Genomic DNA, 25170 nt, shown 5'->3' on the forward strand with positions numbered 1-25170 from the left:
ATTGCGATCGCTTTCCCAACGACAGGTTTTTCTCATTGTTCCCGGCGTAATGGATTGTGATCCGCAGCAGCCTTCGTCGAGGTGGACACTCTTGACGGCGCACGAATTGTGATAAGACTGACAAGGGCAGGATGGGCTTTGTTCAACACCAAAGCGATATGTTGGGCGCGGCTGCATGCATCCGACGCGGATCGCGATGCGGAATGTGGGCAAGACGGGTTACAACAGAAGCGGCGATCAGAGCTGCGAGCGAACCGGCCGCCTTGATGTTAATCTGACGGTTGAATCTCAAGACCATTCCGACGCAGGAGCAGAACGCATGCCGGCTCGATCCGAAGGATTTACAATCGCTCTGGCTCACAACGGGGATGCACGAACGCAGGCGGCCGCTGCGCTCTATCGACACAACATCGAACAAACCGGAATCGATGACCGGGCAGTGATCGGCGCGGAGCTTACCGACCCCTCCGGAAAGATCTGGGGTGGAATTTGGGGCAGAACGGAACTGGGGCTCCTGTTTCTCGACATGTTCTTCTTGCCTGAAAAATTGCGTGGCCGATCCTATGGATCACAGCTTCTTATGGCGATCGAGGAGGAAGCCGTTAGGCGTGGATGCAAGAGAGCCGTCGTCGAGACGAGCAGTTTCCAGGCGCCTCAATTTTACCGGCATCATGGGTTTGAGGAATTCGGCAAGGTCGAATTCGTTATTCCAGGACACGCCCGCATCTTCCTTCGCAAGAACCTGCAGTAATCTTTGCGGAGGCGCCATCTGCACGAACGGCTGTTCGCCGGCAAAACGCCGGCGCCTTAGCCCTCCCAGCCGTAGCCATCTACTCTCGAAGGTCCTTTTGCCCTTTCCATCCAGGAAGCTCGGTCATCGGGCATAGTAGCCGCGGTCGCGCCGGATCGGAGATATCGAGTTTATCCCAGGGAATGCGGTACAGGCCGTCGCGGCGGCGCAGCCGAAACAGGTCGAGCATCGCGATGCCGATGGTCGAGGCCGACAGACGCTCGAACGCGGCGTAGATGCCAACGTGGAATTCAGTAACGACGAGCTCGTCGCCACGCTGTTCGGCGAGAATCTCTTCGATGTGACCGATGCTTTTTCCGCGCTGCGAGAGCACGCGTCGCCCGGCAAGATGTTCGAGGTTGACTGTCCTCATCATCACGCTCCTGGGATGCGCCCGATGACATGATCGCGCAACCAGTCCTGCCAGGCGAAAATCGACGTCTCGCCCACCTCGATGTCACATTCGATGTCGAGCCCGTTGTCCTGCACCTTTTTCCACGCAATCCTGTGTGGCTCGGCGTGGCGTTTGCCACCCACCCTCGTCGCCAGTTGCGCCATCCATTCCCCGGGCCGCGCGCCAAGGCGGCGCGCCAAAGTGATGGAGCCGAGTTCTATCGCGACAATCCCTGGTGGTTTGCCCCGCCGCAACTCGGCCACCACTCCGTCGACCTTGCCGATCTTGACCCGCCGGCGGTCGAACACCTGCTTGTCCAGGAGATCACGCATCAATTCCATCATGTGCCTCCGAATATCTGCAGCGGAATCGTCACCACGGCGAGCACGAAGGCAAGCGCGATAATGAAGACAACGGCGGCATTCGAAATGATGCCGTTGCGATGTTCGCCGACATAGCGTTCGTCATTCAGCAGGAAGAGAAATGGAACTACCGTCAGCGGAAGGCTCGCCGCCGTTACCGCCATGGAAAAGATGGTCAGCCTCAGTGGGTCGAGGCCAAGCATGATCGGAATGGCGGCCAAAAACAATGATGCCGTATAGACGGCACTGAAGCCCGGATCATCGCGCGGCTTGCGATCCTCGCCCCAGGTCCAGCCAAAGCCCTGCGCCACCAGATATGCCTGTTGCAACCCGACTTCGAGTGCGGCGCCGAAACAGGCAATGGCGAGCGAGGCAACGAATAGAACGAACCCCCAGAAGCCGAATATAGGGATCAGCATCAACGGCAGTTGGTGATAGTCGTCCACCTGGTCGATGCCGCGCGTCGCGAGAACGAGAGCAGCGACGATCAACACGCCGATCGAAATGGTCCCACCGAAGGTCATGCCCAGCCCGGCGATGGCACGATTGGCCCCAAGGTGGCTTTCATCCCATTTGTCCTCGATAGCTCCCGAGGAATAGAACATGAAAAGATAAGGCGATATTGACGCGCCGAGAATGCTGGCCGCCATGAACCAGTAATTGATGGCATCGTGAGCCGGCAGCGAAGGCACGGCGCTGCCAGCGACCGCTGTCCAGTCGGGCTTTAACATCACCGCACCAACCACGAAGCACAGCGTCACGAGGCCGAGGACCGAAACGCCTTTCTCGATAAAGCCAAACGTGCCTTTCCACAGCAGCAACCATGCCAGCAACGCCACCGGCAGTGCCCACCACTGGAAGCCTATGCCGGTGGCAAGTTCGAGTGCGATGGCCACACCGCCGATCTCAGCGGACAGCACCATGAAATTGACGAGAAGGACGACGAGCAACGGCCATAGAAAGACGTTGAACCCAAATCTTTCACGAATGCCCTCTGAGATCGTGTGATGGCTCATCGCGGCGAACCGACCGGCCATTTCAACCAAAAAGATGATGCATATGGTGCCGAGAACTATGGCCCAGATTAGCTGGAATCCGAAGGCGGCACCCGCCTGCGCCGCCGTAGCCATCGACCCGACTTCGAGGAAACCTCCGACACTGGTGACGACGCCAAGCGATATTTCCAGAAGCTTCTTCACGGCTTTGGTCCGAAAGCGCTGGTGTAAGCGGCGGCGAGCGAGCGCATGGCCGCCCGAAGATCCTGTTGTGCGCTTTTCACCTCAGTGCGATTGTTCACCCGCAATCCCGCCTCGGCATGCGCCACCGCCACCGACAAACTGTTGACTGCTGCCGTCAGTCCTGCTCGCCCGGCTGGTTCAGCGGTCTCGGCCGATCGAATTTGCGCCTCGACATCGGCCAGCGTTTTTCCGACCGAGTGCAGTGCGGCCGTGGCATAGGCGGACGGTGCCGCTCCCTCCACCCAGGCATCCAGTACCATCGATACGGTCTGTGCCGCGGAGGCCGCTGTTCGTGATTGCTGCGCCACCTGATTGGAAGACGAGCATCCGGCCAACCCGGCTAGAATCAGCAGCAAGCACAGGCAGCCAACCGGAAAATGACGGTCGTTATGGGGTACAGCGCGCGTTGTATGCACCACGCGGATTTCCTCCCCGGCCCGAACCAACTGCGTCCGGCATCAATGATCTAGAGCCCTCGGAGAGCTCGTCAACGAAACCGACGACGAGCCTGTGAGGTCGGCTAGTCAACGTAACAAAACGCTCATCCCGGACAGCCGTGAAAGAGGGAGGCCCGCGCTTCTCTTTGGCGCGGAGAAGCGCGGGAGATCGGGCTGAGGGGATGACCCGATCGCGCAGCATCAACATGGGAGGGCAACAACGCTGCACGGTTCGAACTTCCAACCGAGCCACTTGTTCCAACTTCAACTGATTAGGCTCATTGCCGTTCTGAGTACTCAATCCATGCGTTTGGGGGCCTTTTGAAGGTAGGCCATGGCGAGTTCTCATGGCGAAGAACGGCTTTTGCCCCAACGCTCATCCATGAATGCGCGCAAGGACCGCGACGACGACCGTCGCCTGACCGTCATGACAGCGCACGATCAATCCAGCCCAAACGCCGCGGAACAATTGTGCCCGCTCGTGGTTCCGATGGCACGAAGATGGAGGATATGATGACGGACGCCAAACTCGCTGTGGTGACCGGCGCCTCGAGTGGCATCGGAAGGGAACTCGCAAAGCTGTGCGCTAAAGACGGTTACGACCTGATCATCGCCGCCGACGAGCCGGCCATCCGGCAGGCGGCAGAGGCACTTGAGACCCACAATGTAACGGTCGAAGCCATTGAGGCCGACCTGGCGACCGTCGAGGGCGCCGATCGGTTGATCTCCCAGATCGGCGATCGCGATATCGACCTGTTGTTTCTCAATGCGGGACGCGGGCTCGGCAACAGCTTCGTCGACCAGGACTGGCGAAAAGTCCGCCGGATCATCGACACCAATGTCACCGGAACGGTCTATCTGGCGCATGAGCTCGGCGCCAAGATGGCCCGGCGAGGCCGCGGGCGCATCCTGTTCACCGGATCGATCGCCGGCTTCATGCCCGGCACATTCCAGGCCGTCTACAACGGCACGAAGGCGTTCATCGATTCCTTCTCGATCGCGCTCCGCCATGAGCTGAAAGATAGCGGCGTGACGGTCACCGTGCTGATGCCTGGCCCTACGCAGACGCGATTCTTCGAGCGCGCTGAAATGATGGATACCAAGGTCGGCACCGATGAAAAGGACAATCCGGCCGATGTCGCCAAGACGGGTTACGAGGCGATGATGGCCGGTGATGAACAGGTCGTCAGCGGTTGGAAAAACAAGCTGCAGGTTGCCGCCGCGCATGTCACGCCGGCAGGCACCTTGGCCGAACAGCACCGTAGGATGGCCGAGCCGGGGTCGGCGTCCAGCGACTGAGCTGATATTTCGCGTCATCAAACGGGCTGGCATTCGCAGAGACGGCATGTGCTGCGCGAGGCAAATCTATTGCTGCCGCAAGGGCGGCACAATCTCGGGCCCGGCGTCTATGTTGGCCTGGTCGATCATATCCCGTTTGGCGCGGCGATGAATAAGGGGCCGACTTTCCGGATGGGCCAGACGCACACGCAACGCTCCTCGAACCTCTTTTGGCCATGGTCCAGAACGGCGAAATCGATCCCTCCCTTGTGATTACCCACCGGGCCGATCTGGAAACAGGGCCTCTACAAGACGTTCCGCGACAAGCAGGATGGTTGTGTCAAAGTGGTGATGCGGCCTCACGGCTGAGACGGGCAAGGCGACCGACACTTCACTGCAATCATAAGGGAACATTCGCGTCGGCGGCCGGTTAGGTGGCACTTCCGTAACGATCACCTGCCGTCAAAGCGAGCCCATGATGAACCACGATCAGCATGATGATGTACCAGACGCAGCGCGTAGACTTGTGGTTGGAAGCATAGCGGGAGGAATTGTCGCCGCTTATGCTTCCACGGCGTCAGCCGATACGGGAACAGTGCCTGCTAAAGCGGGCCCTGCTAGCCCGATGCTCAAACAGAATCCGGTGACGCAATATCCCCAGCCGCCGTTCAAGCCACAGGAACAGAAGTGGCCGGGTTTGACCAACAAGATGGTGCCGCGCCCGGATCACGGCGAGACAACCTACAAGGGGTCAGGCAGGCTTGCCGGTCGCAAAGCGCTGATAACCGGCGGCGATTCCGGAATCGGTCGTGCGGCGGCGATTGCATTCGCGCGCGAGGGTGCGGACGTTGCTTTCGGCTACCTCCCCGAAGAACAGGAAGACGCCGACGAACTGGTGGACCTAATAAAAGCGGCAGGTCAAAAGGCTTGCCGGCGATATCCGCAATTAGGCCTTTTGCAGAAAGCTGGTCGATGAAGCAGCAACGCCCCTCGGCGGTCTCGACATCCTGGTCAGCAACGCTGCTCGCCTCACTCGAGTCAACGGTCCTCAAAAAGGGCCGCCAGGCCCACCGCTCCTTAGGCGTGGTGGGCTTTCAGACTGTCTACAGGAGGAACCAATGGCTGGCGATGAAATAGAAAGAAGGCGACTGCAGATGTTGATCGAACAATATCTGGAGACCCGTAAGCGACGGCACGATTTCGTGTCGATCGCGAATGCCGAACTCGCGATCAAGGCAATCATGCCGCATTGCCCGGTGTCAAGCGCAGCGTTGGCAGAGATGATAGCCGCTGGCGCCGTCACTTACGGCCTTGGCGTCCTATTCGACGCGAGGCAAACCGAGGGCGAACTGCCCGTCGTTTGATAGGCTCATCGCCTGACGAATCGTCGCGCCGTGGCGAAGTTTCGCCCAGCGCTGGAGTACGCCAGACCGGGAGCATGCCAATCGTGCCGGCCGGATCGCAGGCACTTGCCGGCGACGCCGTCTCGGGCCTGGACCCGAATGTCGTCGCATATCTGATGAAAAACCAGTGTCTTTGTGCAGTTACCGGGCTTCTCGTTGGGTTGGCACCGTTCCGCTGTCCTGGTGTCTTGCCAAAGCTGTCGGTTGAACACCGAGCATATTTCGCACGGCCTCGACCAGCGCGGCAGCCCACACGGGTTTTGACAGCATCTTGTGATGACGCAAATCCTGCGGAATGTCGGATGTTGTGTACCCACTGACGAAAACAAACGGAATTCCGCGTTGCGCTAGAAGAGGGACAAGGGCAGCGCTGGTCTCGCCGCCGAGACCAATGTCCAGGACCGCGGCAGATATGACTTCACTCTCGATCAGCTTTTTCGCGCGAGCAACGGACGGCACTGGCCCGGCGATGGCGAAGCCGGCCTCTTCCAGAATTGCGCGGTGCTCCTCCGCGACCAGCCATTCATCTTCGACGATAAGGATACGAGATGCAGTCACGTTTCGCTCTCCCGATGATCAAACGGAAACTCAATCCGCAAGCTCAAACCATCGGAACCGAAAGATGTTTCAAAATTTCCGCCAAGCCGATACTCAATTTCGCCTTTCACCAGCGAAAGACCAAATCCCGTCTTCTCAGGCGGAATGACAGCGGGACCGCCGCTTTCTAACCATTCGAGCTGAAAACCGTGATCCGACGCCGACCAAGTCACGGACACCACGCCGTTTGGCACGGACAAGGCGCCATATTTTCCAGCATTCGTGGCAAGTTCATGGATCACCATGCCAAGCGACAGGCCCTGCTGAGGCTTGAGCCGAATGTCCTCGCCTGTGGTGTTGATGCGTTCCAGCCCGAACGGCTCGACTTCCTGCCGCACGATTTCCTCTACCGAGACCTCTTTCCAGCTTTCACGCGAGAGCACTCCGTAGGCCCGCGCCATGGCGCGCAGGCGACCGATGAGCGCTTCGGCGAAAGCCTCCGAAGAGGGAGCATTTTTCAGGGTCTGACTGGCAATGCTGACCGTAACAGCCAGCATGTTCTTGACCCGATGGTTGAGTTCCGAGATCAATACCCGCTGGTGGGCTTCGGCTTCAGCCATGGTCGTCACATCGACAAAGGTCACCACCACGCCCTGGATTTTCCGCGCGCTGTCGCGGTAGGGGATCAGCCGCACGAGATAGTGGATGCCGTTGCTATCGCGCGGCAGCTGGTGCTCGATCATCTCGCCGGCCCTGAAAACCTGGGCAATATGGTCGCGCAGGTGCGGATAATCGAGCCGGCTGGCAAGATCGGTCAGCGGTCTTCCGATGTCGGTCGGCAGCAGGTTGAAGAACGAAGACGCCGCCGGCGTGAAGCTGCGGATAACCAGCTTGGTATCGAGAAAAACAGTCGCGATCTGTGTGCTCTCGAACAGGTTCTTCAGATCGCTGTTGGCACGATCGAGATCCTCGATCTTGGAAACCAGTTCGGCATTGATGGTGTTCAATTCCTCATTGAGGGACTGCATTTCTTCCTTGGAGGCCTCGAGCTCCTCATTGGAGGACTGGGCTTCTTCGTTGACCGAGACGAGTTCCTCATTGGAAGATTTCAACTCCTCCAACGCGGTCTCATATTCTTCGATCGTCGATTGCAGGCGCTCGCGCGTATCGCGGAGCTCGCGTTCGAAATCAGCAATCCCAGATGCCACCGGCTGTCGAACCTTTAGAGCCTCCAGCCGCGGCTGCGGCTGGCCCACCGGCTCGAACAGGACGAGAAACAGCGGCTCGCCGCTGCCGCGATCAGTCAAGGGCTCGATCGTCAATGTGACGAATTGGACACGATCTTCATCTTCTTCAATGGCTATCGCTTCGCGCACAACCGTGCGCCGGCCCTCGGCGGCTTCCCGCAAAGCGCCGCGCAATTCCAGACGCAGGCCGCTGCGTGCCATTGTGAGCAATTGTCTGCTCGGCACCCCTTGCGGCGGCTCGAGATATTTGCCGGTTCGGACCGAGTAATAGACGACATCTCCATCACCATTGACGACGACGTGAGCCGGAGCGAAGCGTTCGAGAACCTGCGCTTCAACGGTTTGCCTTAGGGAATAAGACAAGCCGCGGCGGGCATGTGTGTCATTGGCGCTGGAAAAGTTGGTTGCAGGCGCAGCATTCAACAAGATCGGCAGCCGCGGCGGCGCCGAATGTTCTCGTGCCTTGAAGATCCGTTGTTTCTTGTCGACCGGTGCAAACAGGTCGGCATGCTGGCTTATGCTTTCGGAGGTGCCAAGGAACAGATAGCCACCGGGCTTCAGCGAATAGTGGAAGGTCGGAATAACCTGCTTTTGCACATCGGGGCCGAAATAGATCAGGAGGTTCCGGCACGACACCATGTCCATGCGCGAGAAGGGTGGATCGCGGATGACGCTGTGCGCCGAGAAGATGCAGAGATCACGTACGCTCTTGCTCAAGATGAAACTTGTGCCGTCATTGCTGAAGAAGCGTTCGCGACGTCCAGGCGAAACGCCCGCAAGCAATGACTCCGGATAGCGCGCCGAACGTGCGATGCCCAGCGCCGCGTCATCGATGTCCGTGGCGAAAATCTGGATGCGCGGCACAGCCGAAAGTGTATCCATATGCTCGCGCATCAGCATTCCGATCGAGAAGACTTCCTCGCCGGTTGCGCAGCCGGGCACCCAGACGCGGATCGTATCGTTGGCGTCCTTGCCTTCGAAAAGTTTGGGGATGACGGTTTCTTCCAGGGTCTTGAAAGCGTCCGTGTCGCGGAAGAAATTTGTCACGTTGATCAGCAGGTCGCGAAACAGCGACCGCACTTCCTCCGCATTTGAACGAAGCAACTCTATATAGGCATCGATCGCGGTGTTCTGTGTTATTTGCATGCGTCGCCTGACGCGACGCAAGAACGTCTTGGCCTTGTAGCCCGAGAAATCATGTCCCGAATGGCTGCGCAGGATCGCGTAGATTTCCTCCTGGCCCTTGCGGAGTTTCAAAGCACTGGCCTTGCCATCGTCAGCTTCAAGCTCGTCGAGCAGTTCAAAGCTGTGGGCAAATTCCATGAGTTTCGCACCCATCTCATCGGCTGGGATGGCGATATCGATCAGACCGGAACTGATCGCGCTGCGCGGCATGTCGGGATTGCTCGGACCCGACTCGTCGGAGAGTTGCGCCAGCGTCAGGCCGCCATGCTCCTTGATTGCCTTGATGCCCAACGTACCGTCGGAATCGCCGCCCGACAGGACGACGCCGACGGCGTATTCGCCCTGATCCTCGGCCAGCGCGCTGAAAAAGATATCGATGGGCTTGCGCTCCCTGGACACCGAATTCGGTTGGCGCAGCTTTAGGCTGGAATTTTCAATGGTGAGGATCGCGTTGTGCGGCATCACGTAGACGGTGTCAGGATGGATATCCATTGCATCTTCAGCGACACGAACCGGAATTCCGGTGTAAAGCGCAATCACTTCGTGCAGCAGACTTTCCCGTTCCGGGCTGAGATGCGTGACGATCACGAACGCCATCCCGCTCGAAGACGGCATCCCGCGAAAAAATCCCTCCATGGCGGCAATGCCGCCCGCAGAGGCGCCGATACCGACTATGGGGAACCTCGGCAGCTTTTGCATCAATTGTCCTGCTTCAGTGAAATGCAACGCGGCAGCGCTGATTTCGATCCCAATGTGTAAACCGTTCCTGGTCGAATTCCCATCCCGCACCGCCGATAGCCACGGAACCGATGGACGCGATCGCCGTTTAAGGCCCGGAGGGCTGCTATGTTATTAGGCATGCGAATTCTGCTCGTCGAGGACGAATTCTTGCTGGCAAGCGAACTTGCCTCCTATTTCAGCGATTGTGGGGCGACCGTTTTGGGGCCGGTGTCGTCAGTCAGCCGGGCTCGACGATATATCGATTCAGCGGATGGGGCGGTGCTGGACATCGACCTCAACGGTGAGACTGTTTTTCCCCTCGCCGATGAGCTGACGGACAGAGGCATCCCGTTCGTATTCTTCTCCGGAAACGATCAGATCACCCTGCCGGAGCGGTTCCGGTACACCCAAAACCTCTCCAAGCCGGCCGGGTTCAGGACGGTTGCCGGGATCCTCGCCGCGCAATCAACAGCGCTTGGCGAAGACAACGTTTTCCGCGCTCTTCCAAAACTGAGGCTGTCCGCGCGGCTGCTGCTGGGCGACCCACAGGCGGCCGATCGCCTCGTCGAACGGACATTGAAGGCGGCGCTGGAGGAGCGGTTGTCGACGCGGCATGACCTTCCCTTGAGCGAATGGCTCAATACGCTCATGGAGGAGGTGCTCCGCAACGACAGGTCTGGAATCATGAATTAAGATTGTCCGATGGTTTGCCGCAGGCCGTCTGTCGACCGCCCCCGCCACGGTACCCCTCCCCCAAGAGCGCTTCGCTTCGTCTTGCAAATACGGCCGCATTCCTGCTAGAAATCGTCGTGGCCAAACCTCCGCAAACCAAACCTGACTCATTCCGCGATCCTGTTGAGGGCGACGCACTCGCAGCGCTGCTCGACGAAATCGCGGAAGAGGAAACACCTGAACGGCTGTTGAAGCTCGCCCTTGAGCTGCAGCAGCAACTGCTGTTGTCAAAGCAGCTGAAAAACCCCAACTGAACGGCCTGCAGCTAGGCATCTTGATTTGCCTCGAGTTCCACGATGGCGTCATCGCCTCGTTCGCCAGACCCCTGGTGCGGTAATCTTTCAGCGCTCGATGTGGGCGAAAGCCCAGTCTCAATAGCTCAGCCGTTCTGCGCCCAGAAAGCCCTGATCCCATCATGGCGCCGATGAGACGACCTGGAAAATCAGGGCCGACTTGGGTCGCAGCCCGAGGTCGATCATTGCTGCCCTGGCATCTCGGTATTTTCTTGCGGGCTCTTTTTGACGCCGGCCGCGGGTGATGTCTCGGCGGGGGCATTGCCGCCTTGGTTCTGTTCCGGGGTGCGCTTTACCGGCGATGTCTGCCACGATCCGCCTGAAAGGGGTATGAACACAAAGAAGGCTAGCAGGGCGACGAAGATAACAGCCGCAATGACGACGCCCCACCCGAGTACATTTCGGGTGCCACGCTGTTCTTCCTTCCGGGACACATGCTCCGTCATCACTGGACTCCTTTGTGTCATTCGATGAGATACAAATTTATCGTGCAGATCGACCGCACGGTCTGCTCTTCCCCGACGCGTTCCGCCGGCACAGCCGAAGAAGCTGAAGCTAATCTTCTCCAGCTTTTCGGCTGCCTGGTTTGGCGGCCCGCTTTGGCGCTTTCGGCACTGTCGGTTGCCGCTCGGGTGCAGGCGGATTGATCGCCTCGTGCGCCAAACGGGCTTTGCGCAATCGCGCCGTTTTCTCTTCCCGCGCTTTGCGCTCGGCTTCCATTACTCCTTGTGCGTAGAGGGTGGCTCGTGCGTCTCTGTCGTTTGCGGATCCACTGGCCGCCATAGTCAGCCCTCCGCCTTGTAATTTCTTGCTTCCTTCTTGGCGCCGGCTTTGCCGTGCTCGGCTGCAAGCTCTTTGGCCTGCCCGGGTGACACGTCGGTGGCTTCGGCCAACTTGATTGCCTCTTGTTCAGAGAGATCTCTGTCCTTTCGCGTGGGGTTCCTTGTCATCGCAGATCTCCTATCAGAGCCCAAACGACCGGACCGGCGGTGTGTTCCCTGGGACCTTCGATAGTCCACCGATTGAGGCGGGCTATCGCGCTTCCGTCAAACGAGCGAAAAGGTTCTGATGCGGACGGACAAGATACACGATCAGCTTCAAGGCCTTTCGAACTGCTAGGCAAGCCGGGTTATGGCCGGGCTATGACCGTGTGGGAACGCGTGACACACGGACGGGTTCAGGCATCGATGCCAGGCGCTAGTTCTCACCCGCGAGCGTGGCGAGAAATGACCGCCGCCATTCTGCTGCGTCATTGCGCGTGATGCGCTTGAGCAGTGCACTATGCCTTGCAATTCTTTCCTCAAGCGGCATCGCGAGCGCTTTTGCGATCGCATCGGCAACCTCGTCGACCGCATACGGGTTCACGATCAAGGATTCGGCAAGTTCTTCGGCCGCACCTGCAAAGCGCGACAACACCAGCACTCCGGGATCGGCTTCGTCCTGCGCGGCTATGTATTCCTTGGCGACGAGGTTCATTCCGTCACGCAGGGGCGTGACCAATCCGACCTGGCTAGCGCGCAACAGGCCAGCAAGCCGAGAGCGTGATACGGCACGGTGGATGTAGCGGATCGGGGTCCAAGCCAAATCCGCGTATCTTCCGTTGATCGCGCCGGCGGTTGCCTCAAGCTGGGCCCGGATGTCGGCATAGGCGCTGACCTCCTCGCGCGTCGGCGACGCAATCTGCAAATAGGTTGCCGCTCGCTCGTGTTCCGGATGCCTTTCCAAAAGACGAGCGAAAGCCTGCATGCGGCCGGGGAGACCCTTGGAGTAGTCCAGCCGATCGACGCCGATGATTTGCTTGAGGCCCAGAATCTGGCGGCGCATGGAATCGATCTGCACATCCTCCGCCGCCTCATTGGCCATGCGTGCGATTGAATCGACGTCGATGCCTATCGGAAAACACCTCGATAACACCGTGCGGCCGTTCATCTCAGCCGAACCATTGATATCAAAAGTAGTGGAGTTGGCCGCCTGCACTGAGCGCCGGAAATTCCCCACGTCCGTTTCGGTCTGGAACCCCACGACGTCATATTGAAGCAGATCATCGATGAGTTCTTCATGGTCGGGCGTGGCTACAAACAGGTCGGGCGGCGGGAACGGTATGTGAAGAAAAAACCCGATCCGATTCCGGACTCCCAGCCGCCGCAACTGGGCGGCCAAGGGGATAAGGTGGTAGTCGTGAACCCACACCAGGTCGTCGTTGCCCGACAGCAGTCCTGCGAGCGCCTTCGCGAACCGCGCATTGATCTGCCGGTAGGCGTGTAGAAACTCTGCCCGGTGGTTCACCAGGTCGAGTCGGTAATGAAAAAGCGGCCACAGCGTGCTGTTGGCATAGCCATTGTAATAGAGCGAATACTCCTCATAGGGCAGGGTAAGCGCAGCCGTCTCGATCTTTCCCACCCGTTCCAAGCGGATCAGCGGTTCGTCGCTCGCGGCGTAGTCCTGATACTCGGCGTTTGCTCCTAGCCACAGGCCTCCACGCTCGGCCAACGCATCCCCGATGCCTACAGCAAGTCCGCCGGCTTGCGACAGATCGCGAATGTTCCCCAGCCTGTTCGAGACGACAACCAGACGACGCGCGATGGCGCGATCGCCAGTTAGCTCCCCACCTCCGGCGTCGCGTTCAAGAGGATCACCAACCGTTTGCGAAGCCTCGTTGAGAATTTCATCCGGTCGCTGCAACAAGAGCAAATCCTGAGCGTGAAGATCGCTTGGGGAACGGTCCGCGCGTGCGATTGTTCCCGACGTAAGTGTCCAGCCGGATTCGCTGGTTCTCGGCCCGCTCGGGCGCCTTTTCAGCGGCTCTCGCAGGATCGTCGTCGGACGCACCGGTGATGAGGCCCTGATCCAGCACGCCGAGCAGCCGTGGCTTTGGCGACGGCCGGACTTACCGCTTTGGTATTCATGCTGCCGGATCCCCTGCCCTGTCATATCAACTCCCCACCTTGGCAAAAGCCCCAACTGACCAAACCGTCAGTCCACCTCGATTACCTTGCGCGTCGGCTTTCGTTGGCGGGGCGGCTGCATTGCGGCTACGGGCGCGGGCGGGGTCTGCGCTATCGATGCCTCCAACAACTGTCGCTGTTCTCTAAGCCGCGCCGTCTTGGCTTCCCTGGCATGCCGCTCCGCTTCCAACAGCAACTTGGCTTCTCGATCCGCCCTCTCGATCTTTTCCCTGTCGATGCGTCGTGTTTTCAAGGTCGCCTCCTTTGGTCAGACGCCGAACAAAGTGCGGACCTGAAAAAATGTTCCCAACAAATTAAGGCCTGATCTGCCTCAAATGATATTGACGAGCAGCCCGCCGGTTGCGCGCATCTGCGGCTCTGTGACGTCCAAAGGAACTGCTTGCCGTCTGCGGCGTTACGCCACCACGCTGGCGGGAAGATTACCATGGACGACAAACCCCGAACGACGATCAGAAAACCGGCCCGGATTGATCGAGGGCATTGCTTTTGCGGAGCCATCACAGCTGAATTCAGTGGCGATCCCTTTTGGATTTGTTTCGACCACGACGATGACTGCCGACGAGCGATCGGCAGCCCACTGACGATCTGGATTGGCTATCGTCCAGATCAGGTCCATTGGCTCGGCCCAAAACCAAAAACATTCTCGAAAACCAGGGGCGTCGTGCGCTCCTTCTGTTCGGAATGTGGCACCTCGATTGGGTACACCGATGAAGGCTTGCCAAACGAGTTCTACATCTCGATCGGATTCATGGACGCGCCCGAGAAGTTCCATCCCCAAGCCCAGGCCTATTGGGAAATGCGACTGCCGTTTATCAGGATGGATGACGGTTTGCCTCGCGTCGAGGGCTACACCCGAGCGCGCGACCCGCCCTGGGCAATCCCAGAGACCGGTGAGGCAGGAGGCTGGATCTCGGGCGTCGTACCTGCAAGCCAGCGCCAGGGCTGGCGGAACGGCGGCCGAACCATTGGAATGAGAGAGATCTCCAAACGGACAAATGCCCGAAACCAATTTCACCGGCGTGGGTTGAAGATGGACTTGTTTTCACAGTCTGACGACAAAGAAGCGGATGTTTGAAGGATTCAAGCTAGAGACTGTGGATCTGCCCGAGTCCTCACTGCGAGTCAGGTATGGAGGTTCAGGCCCGCCGCTTCTTTTGCTGCATGGCCATCCTCGGACGCACGTTACCTGGCACCGGGTAGCCCCACTTCTCGCCGCCGACCACACAGTTGTCTGCCCCGATCTGAGGGGCTTTGGCCAGTCCTCGGTACCGGCGGACGCCGTGGACCATGCTGGATCCTCCAAGCGTGCCAAGGCCAGGGACTGCATTGCTCTCATGGGACATCTCGGCTTTCGCCGGTTTGCCATCGCAGGCCATGACCGCGGCAGCTACACAGCGTTCCGAACAGCCATGGATCACCCGCCGGCGATCAGCCATCTGATCGTCATGGACAGCGTCCCTATCCTGGAAGCCCTCGAACGCTGCGACGCCCGCTTTGCGAAGCTCTGGTGGCATTGGTTCTTTTTCGCGCAGCCGGACAAGCCCGAACGCGCAATCATGGCCGATCCTGACGCATGGTATGGCGGCTCAGCCGAGTCCATGGGGGCTGAGGCCTATGTCGACTACAAGGACGCAATCCACGATCCGAATGTTGTTCACGGCATGCTTGAAGACTATCGGGCAGGTCTGGCCATCGACCAATTGCACGATGCCGACGACAGGAAAGCTGGTCGCCGGGTCGCGTGCCCGACCTTGGCGCTTTGGTCCGCCCGCGATGACCTTGAGGCACTCTACGGCAACGTGCTCGATGTTTGGCGACCCTGGACCACCGAACTGAAGGGCCAACCGATCGAAAGCGGACATCATATGGCCGAAGAAGCAGCCGACGCGGTAGCCGCAGCTGTCATGGCGTTCTTGCGCGAACCGACGTCGTCATGCGGCGAGCTTTGCTGAACCAATCCGTTTGATGGCACTGCTGATCGACCGTTCGCCATCGTCGTAGTCAGCCCAGGCGACGGTCTTTTTCAGGTGGCCCGTGACCGTGCGAACGGTGTATTTTTTCGGATCGAGATCCGCCTTCACCTGACTCCAAGTCAGCGGCATGGATACAGTCGCGCCTTCCCTGGCGCGAGGGGAGAGAGGGGCGACGGCTGTCGCCATGCGATCATTCCTGAGATAGTCGAGAAAAATCCGGGATGTCCGCAGCTTCTTGGCCATGTTGACGAGGTAGAGATCCGGGCTATCTGCCGCCATCTGGATGCAGACGGCCTTTGCGAAGGCCTTGGCCTCGGCCCATGTCGTCTTGCTGCGTTCGGCCGCCAATGGCGTCACGACATGCAAGCCTTTGCCGCCCGTGGTTTTGCAGAAGCTCACCAAGCCCAGATCTTCGAGACGATCGCGCATTTCCTTGGCTGCCGCGACCACCTTCGCAAAAGGGACTTCCGGACCGGGGTCAAGGTCGAAGACAAGTCGGCCAGGTATTTCGGGATGACCCGGCTGGCAGTTCCAGGGGTGAAGCTCAAGGCCGCCTATCTGGGCGATCGCGGCCAGACCCTCGACGCGGTCGATTTGCAGATACGGTTTGTGGTCGCCGAAGACTTTCACCAGTTCCAGCAGATTGGATGTGCCTGGCATTGCGTGGCGCTGGAAAAACTGCTCGCCGGCGTAGCCATCCGGCGCGCGCACGAGTGAACAGGGACGACCTTTGATATGTCTGATCATCCAGGGGCCAACGGTCTCGAAATATTCTGCAAGATCGAGCTTGTCGACGGGCTGACCGTCGCCGGCATTCGGCCAAAGCGGCTTGTCCGGCTTGGAAATGATGACGCCCATGACAACCGGGCTTTTTCCTGTCTTGCCAGTCACCTTGGCAGGGTCGGCAATCGGCGTCTCTTGAGGATCGGCTGGACGCTCGGCCTCGACGTCTTTTGCGGGCTTGTCTTCACGCAGGCCTTTGAAGGCGGCCTGCCTGATATTGCCACCCCCGGTCCAGCCGGCGAACTCGATTTCCGCGACCAATTCCGGCTTCGTCCAGAAGACGGTTGAATTCCTTTTCGGTGCGCCATCGCCGGTAAACGGCGACGTCGCGGCTTTCATCTCCTGCAGCCTCGGCATCAGCTGCTTGACCTTTGCCTCGCTGAATCCGGTCCCCACACGGCCGATATAGGCGAAATGTTCACCGCGATTGATGCCGACGAGCAATGACCGGAATTTGCCGTTGGTCGTCGACCAGCCGCCGATGACCACCTCATGCCCGGCGCGGCATTTCGATTTTGCCCAGGTGCCGGTCCTCCCCGAAACATAGGTTGCATCGGCCTTTTTGGAGACAATCCCCTCAAGCGACAGGCGACAGGCAGAACGCAGCACCGCGTCGCCGCCATTGCTGAAGTGCTCGACATAGCGGATGAGATTTTGCTCGCCGCGATCGACTTCGCCGAGCATCTCGCTCAGACGTTCCTTCCGTTGTGAGAGAGGCATCTTTCGCAGATCGACGCCATTTGCGAAGAGCAGGTCAAAAGCAAAGTAGATCAGGTCCTTCGTCCGGCGCTCCGACAGTGCTGCCTGCAGTGCGGCAAAATCGGGCGCCCCGTTCTCGCCAAGCGCTACGATCTCGCCGTCGATGATGACGTTGGGGAGGCTGGCGGCCTCCTTTGCGATGGCGCCAAATTTCTCCGTCCAGTCAAGACCCTTGCGGGTCTTAAGGGCGATGTCCTTGTCTTCCACGCGCAACTGGACACGATAGCCGTCAAACTTGATTTCGTGAACCCAGTTCGTCCCGGCCGGCGGCCGGGAAAGCGTTGCGCAAAGCTGTGGTGGGATGAAGTCGGGCATCTTCGCCGCTGAGGCACCAGCGGCTCGCTTCGGCCGCGGAGCAGGCTTTGCCGACCTGGCGGCGCGCTTGTCGGCATGGCCGCGCTTGCTGTCCCAAACGGCATCCGCATCGGCCAACGATGAACCTTTCATCATGAACGGCTTCGGACCTGCCCCCTTCCCCGCTGCAATCCTCTCCATGCTCCGACCCGAGGCGACGGATCGATCCTGAGCCAGCACCGCATCGCCATTGCCCTCTGTCGCGTATTTGTCGCGGTGTTTTATCAGCAGCCAGTTGGTCCGCTTCCCGCCATTGCGGTCATGCTTCATGCGCACGAGGACGAAGCTTCCATGCAGGCGCTTGCCCTGCAGCGTGAATTTCAGGTCGCCTTTTTCCAACGACTTTTCGGGAGACATGGCGCCTTCCGGTTCCCAATATCCGCGATCCCACAACTGCACCGTGCCGCCACCATATTGTCCTTTGGGAATCGTGCCTTCGAAGTCGCCGTACTCCAGCGGGTGATCCTCAACCTCCACGGCAAGTCGTTTGTCGTGAGGATCCAGTGATGGACCTTTGGTCACAGCCCATGATTTGAAGACCCCGCCAAGCTCGAGGCGAAGATCATAGTGCAGCCGCGTGGCCGCGTGTTTTTGGATGACGAACCGGAGTCGGTTCGAACCCGCAATCGAGCTTTCGCCGCTGGGCTCTTTCGTCTTCGCGAAATCCCTTTTGGCCCGGTAGGTTGAAAGCTCGCCCGTTTTCATGGAAGTGCCCCGACTAATGACGCAACGCCGGGACTCAACGCAGTGGGTGAGATTTGGTTCGGTTCATAGCCGAGACGACGCCGATGCTGCTTTTCCGCTTCAGAGTGGCATCGGCGTCAAATGAGGCCTTCACGGAGACTACAGGTGTCGTCACCGCTGACGTTAAGGTTCCTTGGTTTGCCCAACTATTTTTGCAAGCTCTGAAAATGGTGGGATGTCCAGTTCGCCTTGCGCGTTGTTTGCGATCTGCAGAAGCCGGATCGGGAAGCAGATCGCGTCACGGTTGGCCGGTGACATGTCTTCGTAGGTCCGCTCGTCACCTGTCATGGACGCCTCTGCCTTTCGCAGGGCGGTATCGATCTCGTCAATTGACAGCAGACCTTTGTGAACGAGCAGGTTGTTGATTGACGCGACCGCCATCATCAACCCTTCAAGCTGAAGATTGGCAACGTTCATGGCTTGACCGTGTTTCCGCCGCCCGGCCTCGCCGGGGCGTTCTGGCCATCGGATTGGTGCGTCTTGTCATCCACCTCATTGACTGGCCGCGTCAGACCGACCCCACTCTTGGGTTTCTTGTTGCCGGCCGCATCCTGAGAGAACGCATCCGAAGGATCAGGACCTGTTCTAGCCGGGTACTTCGTTGCGCCGGTCTCGCGACGGTTTTCATTATCAGGCATTTTTGATCACTCCAATCGGATGACCGATAACCATTACGAGCCCGGCGAGTTCCGGCGCCGCATGGAACATTTCTGGCCGTTCGTGCAGAGACAAGCGGGCGTGTCTCGGCAATCGCGCCTCGCGCACTGGCGGCAGGTCTCGCTTTCGTTGCCGACAGCACTAGGTTGCTCGTTGAGGCAAAAGGAATTCCCCATGCGGGTGGCACGCGAAGCCTGGGTTCTTGGCAAGGAGAGCATCCTCGGATTCATCAACGACAATGCCCTCAGCCACGGTGCGGCGATGGCGTTCTATGCCGTTACGTCCCTGGCCCCGATCTTGTTGATCGTTGTTGCCATTGCTGGACTTGTCTTTGGGCATGAAGCAGCTCAACTCGCTCTGTCGGCCGAAATCGCAGGCGTGATGGGATCGCAAACCGGCGACCTTCTGCGCAGCACCATCGAAAGCGCTTCTCACAGAACCGCCGGCACTGTTGCCACCTTGGTGGGCATCGTCACCCTCTTCGTGACAGCCTCCGGGGTGTTTGGCGAAATGCAGCTTTCGCTCAACACAATCTGGAAGATTGACCCACCACCCATGTCTGTGTCGCGATTGGTGCGGGCGCGGGCGGCCAGCCTGGGTCTGGTTGCAGCGTTGGGATTTCTACTGCTTGTGTCGTTGGCGGCGAGTGCCGCCATTTCCGCGCTTGGCGCTGTCATCAACGCCCATCTGCCGTTCGGCACGATCATTCTCGCGTCGATAAACGGCATTGTATCGTTCGTGCTGATTTCCGCTCTGTTTGCCGCGATCTTCAAGATCCTGCCGGACCGGTCGCTCGCTTGGCGCGATGTCGCAATTGGCGCGGCAGTGACCGCTTTGCTCTTCACCATCGGCAAGTCGCTGATTGGCTGGTATATCGGAACCAGCGCGATTGCATCCTCCTATGGCGCGGCGGGTGCACTGCTGGTCGTGCTGCTTTGGGTTTACTATTCGTCTGAGATATTCCTGCTCGGCGCCGAGTTCACGCGGGCCTATTCCGTCCGTCTCGGCAGTCGGTCCGACCTTCAACCGATAGTGGAGGCAGAGAGCCCGTCGCGACAGACATCGAACCTTGGACCAACCATCCAACGCGAGGTGCAGGCCTGGATTGTGATCACGGGTTTGCTGACCTTCGTGGCGACACGGGTCTGGCCATCGCGGCGATCTTAGCTGCTTCCCACCAATTCTGTTTCTTTGGAACGCAACCCGGACACCGGAATTGCATAGGAACAGGAGGTTGCCCATGCCAAAATTCCGCTTTGAGACGACAGTATCCGGCCAGACTACCGCTCTCGAGGAAGAGCTAGCGAGTGCGGAGATGGCCAGTCCGAGAGCAATAGAGATGGCGCGCGTAGCGGTGGCGGCGGATCCTGGGTCAGGAACCAAGCAATCGGGATCGACTATCAAGGTCTACGATGAAGCCGGATACCTGGTCGCCACAGTCAATTTTTCCGACGTGTTGCCGAGTGATCCGGACGCCGGACAGCATGGGATTGGCGACGCGGTTGTCGAAGAACCGGGTGTGATGCGGTCTGGCTGACCCGTGGTAGATCAGGGTTTCACGTTTCGCTCACGCGATCCCCGGCAGGGCAATTCGCTGAGATCGCGAGGTCCTCGCCCATCGTCAGATGCTAGAGCTGAGATTCGATCGGGAGGTGACGGACGAAGACCGCCAGGATACGGCGAAAAAATCCGGCTTCTGGTTCATGCGTATAGTCCTGAATCTTGCCTTCGCCGCATCCATGCCAATGCAGAACATTGTGCTTCAGTTCGAGCCGATAGCTTGTTTCCGGAGATATTTCCGATTGGAATCGATGCCGCAGCTCGGCGACCAATTTCGGATCCTCAAACAGCACGCCCATTTCCGAGTTCAAGGACACTGACCGTGGATCGAAATTGAAGGAACCGACGAAGCCGATATTGTCGTCGACGGTGAAAGCTTTCGTATGCAGACTGGCGCCCTTGGAGCCAAACACCGAGATTGCGGAGCGCCGGTTGAACGGCTGAAGCTCGAAAATATTGACGCCATTCCTCAGCAGCCGCTTGCGATAGTTTGCGTAAGCGCCATGGACTGCGGCGACGTCCGTGGCGGCCAAGGAATTGGTCAGAACCGAAACGTCAACACCGGCGCCGACAAGGTCCAGCAAGATCGCTGTGCCCCTTTTGCCGGGGATGAAATAGGGCGACACAATTTCCAGACACCCGCGCGTAGATTGGATGATCGGACGCAGCTCTTTCATAAGCCAGCTGCGACGTCTCCAACCACGAACCTTCTCCGGCGGATCGGAAATGACCCGCACGCCATCCACCCAATGAACGTCGTTGCTGGCCGCAATAAACTCTGTGATCGAGCCCCGGTTGCCGATGCCGTTCAGGAATTTGGGATCGGGGCCGGTATCGCTTCCTTCAAGCCATTTGGCATGCTCATGCTCAGCCACTGATCCCAGGGTTTTGATTGGCTTGGCTTCATTGCAAGCCCAGAAGGCATCGAATATCGCCGCGGTTTGCCGTACCGCAGGCCCCAGGAGCAGCAGATCGAGGTCCCGGAAATTGGTTTCTGCCGCATCGAAATAGGCATCGCCAACATTCCGACCGCCGACAATGGCAAATTTGTCGTCGACGATCCAAGCCTTGTTGTGCATCCGTCGCGTCAATGCAAAGAGCCGCAACAGCACTTCCACACCACGCATGATCCGGCCGCGCCTGATACCGCTCGGATTGAACAACTTCAATTCGATGTTTGGATGGTTGTTCAGCGCCAGATATGCCGCATCATTTTTACGCGGATTGACGTCGTCAAGGAGCATGCGCACCCGAACACCGCGCTCAGCAGCTCGAAAAACCTCGCGAAGCAGCAAGCGGCCGGTGTGATCATCATGCCAAAGGTAGTACATCAGGTCGAGGCTGCGCTCAGCGCTCCTTGCCGCCAGCACGCGCACGGCGAAAGCGTCATAATTGTCCGAGACAAGCAGCAAGCCGCTCTTGCCGGCCTTGATGTTGTGGTCTGCGGTTCGCGAAAGCGATACGTCCATGAAAATTGCCACCTTTGGACGGCGCTCGCGCCATCCCGCTTAAATCATAGCTAGAACCATTCTGAGGTATTCTGGTTGCATACGCAGCGTCCAATCACCCAATTCCTGGATGCAAGCGGGGCCCAGCAATCAAGCGGCTGCAGAGCGGTAAGGAGGCTTGAGAGGCGTTGCCCCGACTGCTCTGCTGCCGCCGCGGAACTTGCTTCTCCTGTAGTGCCAGCCCCTCACACCGTGAACTGTTGGCGAGAGCCCGATGGCGTGCGCCCCGCCGCGGCTCTTCGACGAGAATGACGTGGTCGTTGTTCTCACTGAAGCGCACGACCCCTTAAATTTAGATATCTCCATTATGCCGGAACCGGGTTCGGGTTTCCGAGTTAAGAAAATGCTCGCGACGGGCAATTTTCAACAGAGGAGACGGCACAATGCCCACTGCCAAGAAAGCCAATGGCAACAACAAGGACCTGGAGGACCTTTTCCTCGATGGCCTCAAAGACATCTACTATGCCGAGAAGAAAATTCTGAAAGCCTTGCCGAAGATGGCCAAAGGCGCATCCGAAGAGCAAGTTTCGGCAGCATTCGAGAAGCACCTCGCTGAAACCGAGGGGCAGGTCGAACGTCTGGAGGAGGTCTTCGAGATTCTCGGCGCTGCCGCGCGCGGCAAAACCTGCCCGGCGATCGACGGCATCCTGGAGGAAGGATCTGAAATCCTTCAGGAGTACAAGGGTTCGACTTCGCTCGATGCAGGGCTCGTCGGTGCCGCGCAAGCAGTGGAGCACTACGAGATCGCCAGGTATGGAACCCTGATCGCCTGGGCTACGACGCTCGGCAAGGACGACGTGGTTGCGCTCCTCAATGCGACACTTGAAGAGGAGAAGGCCACCGACGAGGCGTTGACTGCCCTCGGTGAAGCCGGCGTCAACGAACGAGCGGCAGAACGGAAAGCGGCTTGATTGATCGCCTACCCAACCGCCTCGGCGACCCATGTGCCGAGGCGGTCCCGGGAGATGAAGGACATGATCACGCATATCTACAAAGGACTGGAATGTTTCCTGCTTGAGTGTTCGGCCGCGCTGGTCAGGCGCCGCGCGCTTGGCGGTTCGCGCAGCGATCCTCGGCAGCTGCGAGAAGAGCGCAGAGATGAGTTCAGGGCCCGCAAAGCCGCCGAATGAGCGCCAAGATGGAGAGTCGGATGGGCTTCTTTGGAAAATATTTCTCAGGACTGTTGAGCAAGAAATCGACTGACGGCAAGGGGAGCGGCGATATGCGGAAAGCTACCGGCGCGGGTCCGGCAATTGCCGCGCATTCCAAAGATGCAAAGACATCCGCTGCTTCCGGTCAAAGGACCAATGCTTCGAGCAAAAATGCAGATGGACGATGACAAAAGGCAAGATTTGGCTACCGACTCTATGTCGCATCGAAGCGGCGCAAAGACGTTAAATCGTCGAGATGACCCGCATCGCAACCTTCAACGTCAATGGCGTCAACGGCCGACTGCCAGTGCTTCTCAAGTGGCTTGGCGAAACCGGCTATGACATCGTCTGCCTTCAAGAACTGAAGACCTCTGACGAAAATTTCCCGTCGATGCGATTAGAAACGCCGGCTATGGCGCAATCTGGCACGGACAGAAGTCCTACAATGGCGTGGCAATCCTCGCTCGCGGGATTGAGCCGCTGGAACGTCGTCGAGGTCTGCCGGGCGATCCCGGCGATTCGCACAGCCGCTACATCGAGGCAGATGTGAATGGGCTTGTTGTCGGCTGCCTGTATTTGCCCAATGGCAATCCAGCGCCGGGGCCGAAGTTCGACTACAAACTTCGCTGGTTCCGACGTTTGATCACCTATGGCCAGGTGCTGCTCGGCGATAGCTCACCGACCATCCTGTGCGGCGACTATAACGTCGTTCCAGGCCCGATCGACGCGGCGGTGCCGGGGCGCTGGGTTGGCGATGCCGTTTACTTCCCCGAGAGCCGGAGCGCGTACGCCGAAATGCTTGCTCAGGGCTGGATCGATGCCGTCCGTCGCATTCATCCAGAAAAGGGAATTTACACCTATTGGAACTTCTCCTACCGCGGCGGGTACGATCGGAGTTCCGGGCTTCGGATGGACCATCTCTTGCTGAGTTCATCCCTATTGGATCGCCTGAAGAATGCCGGAGTAGATGCCGAAACGCGTGCGTGGGACAAGCCGAGCGATCATGCGCCAGCCTGGATAGAACTTGATTGAGCTTCCTCGGCAAGGAGCCTGAAGACCTGGTGGCGCTCCTTCGTGATTACATTTGGCCGCGCATGTCTATCGTCAACAATGAGGACTGCCGGCGCCAAGCGATTCAAAGGACGCAATGATGACAAACACTCAAAAGGAAGCTGAACTGATTGCGCGCCTTGCACGCCAGCATGGCGTCACTGATGGCGCTGTCATGGCTGTCCTTGAGGCGTTGCGGCGTGGTGGTGGAACCATGGCCCAGTTCAGCCACGTCGACTTCGGAGGAATGTCACAATGGTCCTCCGGCATGACGATGGTCGGCGACATGTTCGATGACAGCCTCAAGGCGAAGCTCAACACTATCGCGGCGGAGCTCTCGGCCTACCTGCGCGATCATCCCGCCAAGCCACAACGCGACGACACGAGCTATCGTTCTGCAGCTATGGCCCACGCCGGCTCATGGTGGCCTGAGGAGTTTGGGAGCCCGTCTGCCGCTGGTTCTCAAAACAATATGCGCTACGCAGCGTTTCCTGAGCAAAGCCGCCTGGTCATCGACGATCATGGAAAGATGGAGATTTATGACACAGGCGACCATCGCATATCCGGTGTTTCGCAGAGCCAGAGCACGGACCCCACCCTGACCTTTGTCAGCCAGCACGGCGTGGTCCGCGTATCTGATCTCAAGCGCGTATCTGCGACGTAGGTCAGGGCCGCTTCCATGCAGACAGTCACGCTCATCGGCTATCTCGCGACCGTCTGCTCGATGAGCAGTTTCACCCCGCAAGCCTGGAAAATCATCAGGACACGAGAGACAAGCGGCATCTCCGCACCGATGTATGCCATCACTGTGTTGGGCTTCGCCTTGTGGCTGGCCTTCGGCATCATGAAGGCAGAGTGGCCGATCATAATCACGAATGGCGTCTGTCTCCTGCTGTCAGCCTTCATTCTCACAATGACAGTCCTGCCGCAGGCTGAGAAAGACGCGGTTGCCAAGGCTTTCGACCCCGACGACTAAAGCGCGTCGCGTTTGAACGGACTCAGAAAACGCGCGCTTTGGGTCTTTGTTTTATGCATCTCTTCGTCTCAAA

The 25170-nt window shown here is 58.8% G+C and carries 27 protein-coding genes and 3 pseudogenes; 17 read left to right on the forward strand and 13 right to left on the reverse strand.

Annotated elements, in window-relative coordinates; all coding sequences use genetic code 11:
- The first annotated feature begins 175 nt into the window (after positions 1-175).
- Positions 176-751: a GNAT family N-acetyltransferase gene (locus NKH22_RS08605; protein ID WP_023681170.1), complete on the forward strand. Its 576-nt coding sequence runs from the start codon at positions 176-178 to the stop codon at positions 749-751.
- Between the two features lie 79 nt (positions 752-830).
- Here the strand turns inward: NKH22_RS08605 and NKH22_RS08610 are convergent, their stop codons facing one another.
- The 4 genes from NKH22_RS08610 to NKH22_RS08625 are packed head-to-tail and all read right to left on the reverse strand — an operon-like array spanning position 831 to position 3203.
- On the reverse strand, positions 831-1163 hold the full coding sequence (locus tag NKH22_RS08610) for a hypothetical protein (protein ID WP_023681169.1): 333 nt from the start codon (positions 1161-1163) through the stop codon (positions 831-833).
- A gap of 2 nt (positions 1164-1165) precedes the next feature.
- On the reverse strand, positions 1166-1528 hold the full coding sequence (locus NKH22_RS08615; protein WP_245265502.1) for a hypothetical protein: 363 nt from the start codon (positions 1526-1528) through the stop codon (positions 1166-1168).
- The gene (locus NKH22_RS08620) at positions 1525-2745 is read right to left on the reverse strand and encodes an NRAMP family divalent metal transporter (protein ID WP_023668066.1); all 1221 of its coding nucleotides are present in this window, start codon (positions 2743-2745) and stop codon (positions 1525-1527) included. Before NKH22_RS08620 ends, NKH22_RS08615 begins: the two co-directional genes overlap by 4 nt.
- Positions 2742-3203: a hypothetical protein gene (locus NKH22_RS08625; RefSeq protein ID WP_245265504.1), complete on the reverse strand. Its 462-nt coding sequence runs from the start codon at positions 3201-3203 to the stop codon at positions 2742-2744. Before NKH22_RS08625 ends, NKH22_RS08620 begins: the two co-directional genes overlap by 4 nt.
- A gap of 531 nt (positions 3204-3734) precedes the next feature.
- Between NKH22_RS08625 and NKH22_RS08630 the strand changes: the two genes are divergently transcribed.
- The 4 genes and pseudogenes from NKH22_RS08630 (at position 3735) to NKH22_RS08645 (ending at position 5863) form a co-directional block, all read left to right on the forward strand.
- Positions 3735-4520 carry an SDR family NAD(P)-dependent oxidoreductase gene (locus NKH22_RS08630; protein WP_352909377.1) on the forward strand — a complete coding sequence of 262 codons (786 nt, stop codon included), beginning with the start codon at positions 3735-3737 and terminating at the stop codon, positions 4518-4520.
- Between the two features lie 33 nt (positions 4521-4553).
- A pseudogene (locus NKH22_RS08635) lies at positions 4554-4868 on the forward strand (glutathione-dependent formaldehyde dehydrogenase); the annotation flags it as partial.
- 256 nt (positions 4869-5124) lie between these two features.
- Positions 5125-5527 (forward strand): annotated as a pseudogene (locus tag NKH22_RS08640) (SDR family NAD(P)-dependent oxidoreductase); the annotation flags it as partial.
- 90 nt (positions 5528-5617) lie between these two features.
- Positions 5618-5863, forward strand: coding sequence for a hypothetical protein (locus NKH22_RS08645; RefSeq protein ID WP_023668062.1), 246 nt, complete (start codon positions 5618-5620; stop codon positions 5861-5863).
- A 180-nt stretch (positions 5864-6043) separates the two neighbouring features.
- Here NKH22_RS08645 and NKH22_RS08650 read toward each other — a convergent pair whose 3' ends face one another.
- Complete coding sequence (locus NKH22_RS08650) at positions 6044-6460, reverse strand: response regulator (protein WP_023668061.1); 417 nt, start codon at positions 6458-6460, stop codon at positions 6044-6046.
- Positions 6457-9570, reverse strand: coding sequence for a CheR family methyltransferase (locus NKH22_RS08655; RefSeq protein ID WP_352710966.1), 3114 nt, complete (start codon positions 9568-9570; stop codon positions 6457-6459). Before NKH22_RS08655 ends, NKH22_RS08650 begins: the two co-directional genes overlap by 4 nt.
- Positions 9571-9717: 147 nt before the next feature.
- On the opposite strand from NKH22_RS08655, the gene NKH22_RS08660 reads away from it, so the two are divergent.
- Positions 9718-10284, forward strand: coding sequence for a response regulator (locus tag NKH22_RS08660; RefSeq protein WP_023668059.1), 567 nt, complete (start codon positions 9718-9720; stop codon positions 10282-10284).
- A 116-nt stretch (positions 10285-10400) separates the two neighbouring features.
- Entirely contained in the window at positions 10401-10577 is a 177-nt protein-coding gene (locus tag NKH22_RS08665; protein ID WP_023681160.1) for a hypothetical protein, read from the forward strand.
- Between the two features lie 221 nt (positions 10578-10798).
- Here the strand turns inward: NKH22_RS08665 and NKH22_RS08670 are convergent, their stop codons facing one another.
- The 3 genes from NKH22_RS08670 to NKH22_RS08680 form a co-directional block, all read right to left on the reverse strand.
- Positions 10799-11062: a hypothetical protein gene (locus NKH22_RS08670; RefSeq protein WP_023736053.1), complete on the reverse strand. Its 264-nt coding sequence runs from the start codon at positions 11060-11062 to the stop codon at positions 10799-10801.
- A 751-nt stretch (positions 11063-11813) separates the two neighbouring features.
- Positions 11814-13301 carry an alpha,alpha-trehalose-phosphate synthase (UDP-forming) gene (locus tag NKH22_RS08675; protein WP_352909379.1) on the reverse strand — a complete coding sequence of 496 codons (1488 nt, stop codon included), beginning with the start codon at positions 13299-13301 and terminating at the stop codon, positions 11814-11816.
- Between the two features lie 288 nt (positions 13302-13589).
- The gene (locus NKH22_RS08680) at positions 13590-13814 is read right to left on the reverse strand and encodes a hypothetical protein (RefSeq protein ID WP_027048653.1); all 225 of its coding nucleotides are present in this window, start codon (positions 13812-13814) and stop codon (positions 13590-13592) included.
- 192 nt (positions 13815-14006) lie between these two features.
- Here NKH22_RS08680 and NKH22_RS08685 point away from each other — a divergent pair, with 192 nt between their 5' ends.
- Positions 14007-14657: a GFA family protein gene (locus tag NKH22_RS08685; protein WP_156033628.1), complete on the forward strand. Its 651-nt coding sequence runs from the start codon at positions 14007-14009 to the stop codon at positions 14655-14657.
- Positions 14650-15534: an alpha/beta fold hydrolase gene (locus NKH22_RS08690; RefSeq protein ID WP_023733190.1), complete on the forward strand. Its 885-nt coding sequence runs from the start codon at positions 14650-14652 to the stop codon at positions 15532-15534. The genes NKH22_RS08685 and NKH22_RS08690 overlap by 8 nt, the downstream gene beginning before the upstream one ends.
- Here the strand turns inward: NKH22_RS08690 and ligD are convergent.
- The 3 genes from ligD to NKH22_RS08705 form a co-directional block, all read right to left on the reverse strand.
- Positions 15514-18156, reverse strand: coding sequence for a DNA ligase D (gene ligD, locus NKH22_RS08695; RefSeq protein WP_352909381.1), 2643 nt, complete (start codon positions 18154-18156; stop codon positions 15514-15516). The genes NKH22_RS08690 and ligD overlap by 21 nt on opposite strands.
- Positions 18157-18318: 162 nt before the next feature.
- Positions 18319-18612, reverse strand: coding sequence for a hypothetical protein (locus NKH22_RS08700; RefSeq protein ID WP_352909383.1), 294 nt, complete (start codon positions 18610-18612; stop codon positions 18319-18321).
- Complete coding sequence (locus NKH22_RS08705) at positions 18609-18833, reverse strand: hypothetical protein (protein WP_155921617.1); 225 nt, start codon at positions 18831-18833, stop codon at positions 18609-18611. The genes NKH22_RS08700 and NKH22_RS08705 overlap by 4 nt, the downstream gene beginning before the upstream one ends.
- Positions 18834-18852: 19 nt before the next feature.
- Between NKH22_RS08705 and NKH22_RS08710 the strand changes: the two genes are divergently transcribed.
- Positions 18853-20019: a YihY/virulence factor BrkB family protein gene (locus NKH22_RS08710; RefSeq protein WP_023668046.1), complete on the forward strand. Its 1167-nt coding sequence runs from the start codon at positions 18853-18855 to the stop codon at positions 20017-20019.
- Positions 20020-20092: 73 nt separating this feature from the next.
- Entirely contained in the window at positions 20093-20389 is a 297-nt protein-coding gene (locus tag NKH22_RS08715; RefSeq protein ID WP_023668045.1) for a hypothetical protein, read from the forward strand.
- A 91-nt stretch (positions 20390-20480) separates the two neighbouring features.
- Here NKH22_RS08715 and NKH22_RS08720 read toward each other — a convergent pair whose 3' ends face one another.
- On the reverse strand, positions 20481-21881 hold the full coding sequence (locus NKH22_RS08720; RefSeq protein ID WP_023821870.1) for a phospholipase D family protein: 1401 nt from the start codon (positions 21879-21881) through the stop codon (positions 20481-20483).
- Positions 21882-22303: 422 nt separating this feature from the next.
- Here NKH22_RS08720 and NKH22_RS08725 point away from each other — a divergent pair, with 422 nt between their 5' ends.
- The 6 genes and pseudogenes from NKH22_RS08725 (at position 22304) to NKH22_RS08750 (ending at position 25097) form a co-directional block, all read left to right on the forward strand.
- Entirely contained in the window at positions 22304-22831 is a 528-nt protein-coding gene (locus tag NKH22_RS08725; RefSeq protein ID WP_023681150.1) for a YciE/YciF ferroxidase family protein, read from the forward strand.
- A 63-nt stretch (positions 22832-22894) separates the two neighbouring features.
- Positions 22895-23050 (forward strand): hypothetical protein, encoded by a 156-nt coding sequence (locus NKH22_RS08730; RefSeq protein WP_155921618.1) that lies wholly within the window; start codon positions 22895-22897, stop codon positions 23048-23050.
- On the forward strand, positions 23047-23259 hold the full coding sequence (locus NKH22_RS08735) for a hypothetical protein (RefSeq protein ID WP_245260612.1): 213 nt from the start codon (positions 23047-23049) through the stop codon (positions 23257-23259). The genes NKH22_RS08730 and NKH22_RS08735 overlap by 4 nt, the downstream gene beginning before the upstream one ends.
- Positions 23260-23327: 68 nt before the next feature.
- Positions 23328-24103: pseudogene (gene xth / locus NKH22_RS08740) on the forward strand (exodeoxyribonuclease III).
- A 118-nt stretch (positions 24104-24221) separates the two neighbouring features.
- Entirely contained in the window at positions 24222-24785 is a 564-nt protein-coding gene (locus tag NKH22_RS08745) for a hypothetical protein (protein WP_032902380.1), read from the forward strand.
- 15 nt (positions 24786-24800) lie between these two features.
- Positions 24801-25097, forward strand: a complete 297-nt coding sequence (locus NKH22_RS08750) for a SemiSWEET family sugar transporter (protein WP_023687830.1) — start codon at positions 24801-24803, stop codon at positions 25095-25097.
- Positions 25098-25170 lie beyond the last annotated feature (73 nt).

Origin of the sequence: Mesorhizobium sp. M1252 (assembly GCF_040318265.1) — a bacterium.
Classification (GTDB): Bacteria; Pseudomonadota; Alphaproteobacteria; order Rhizobiales; family Rhizobiaceae; genus Mesorhizobium.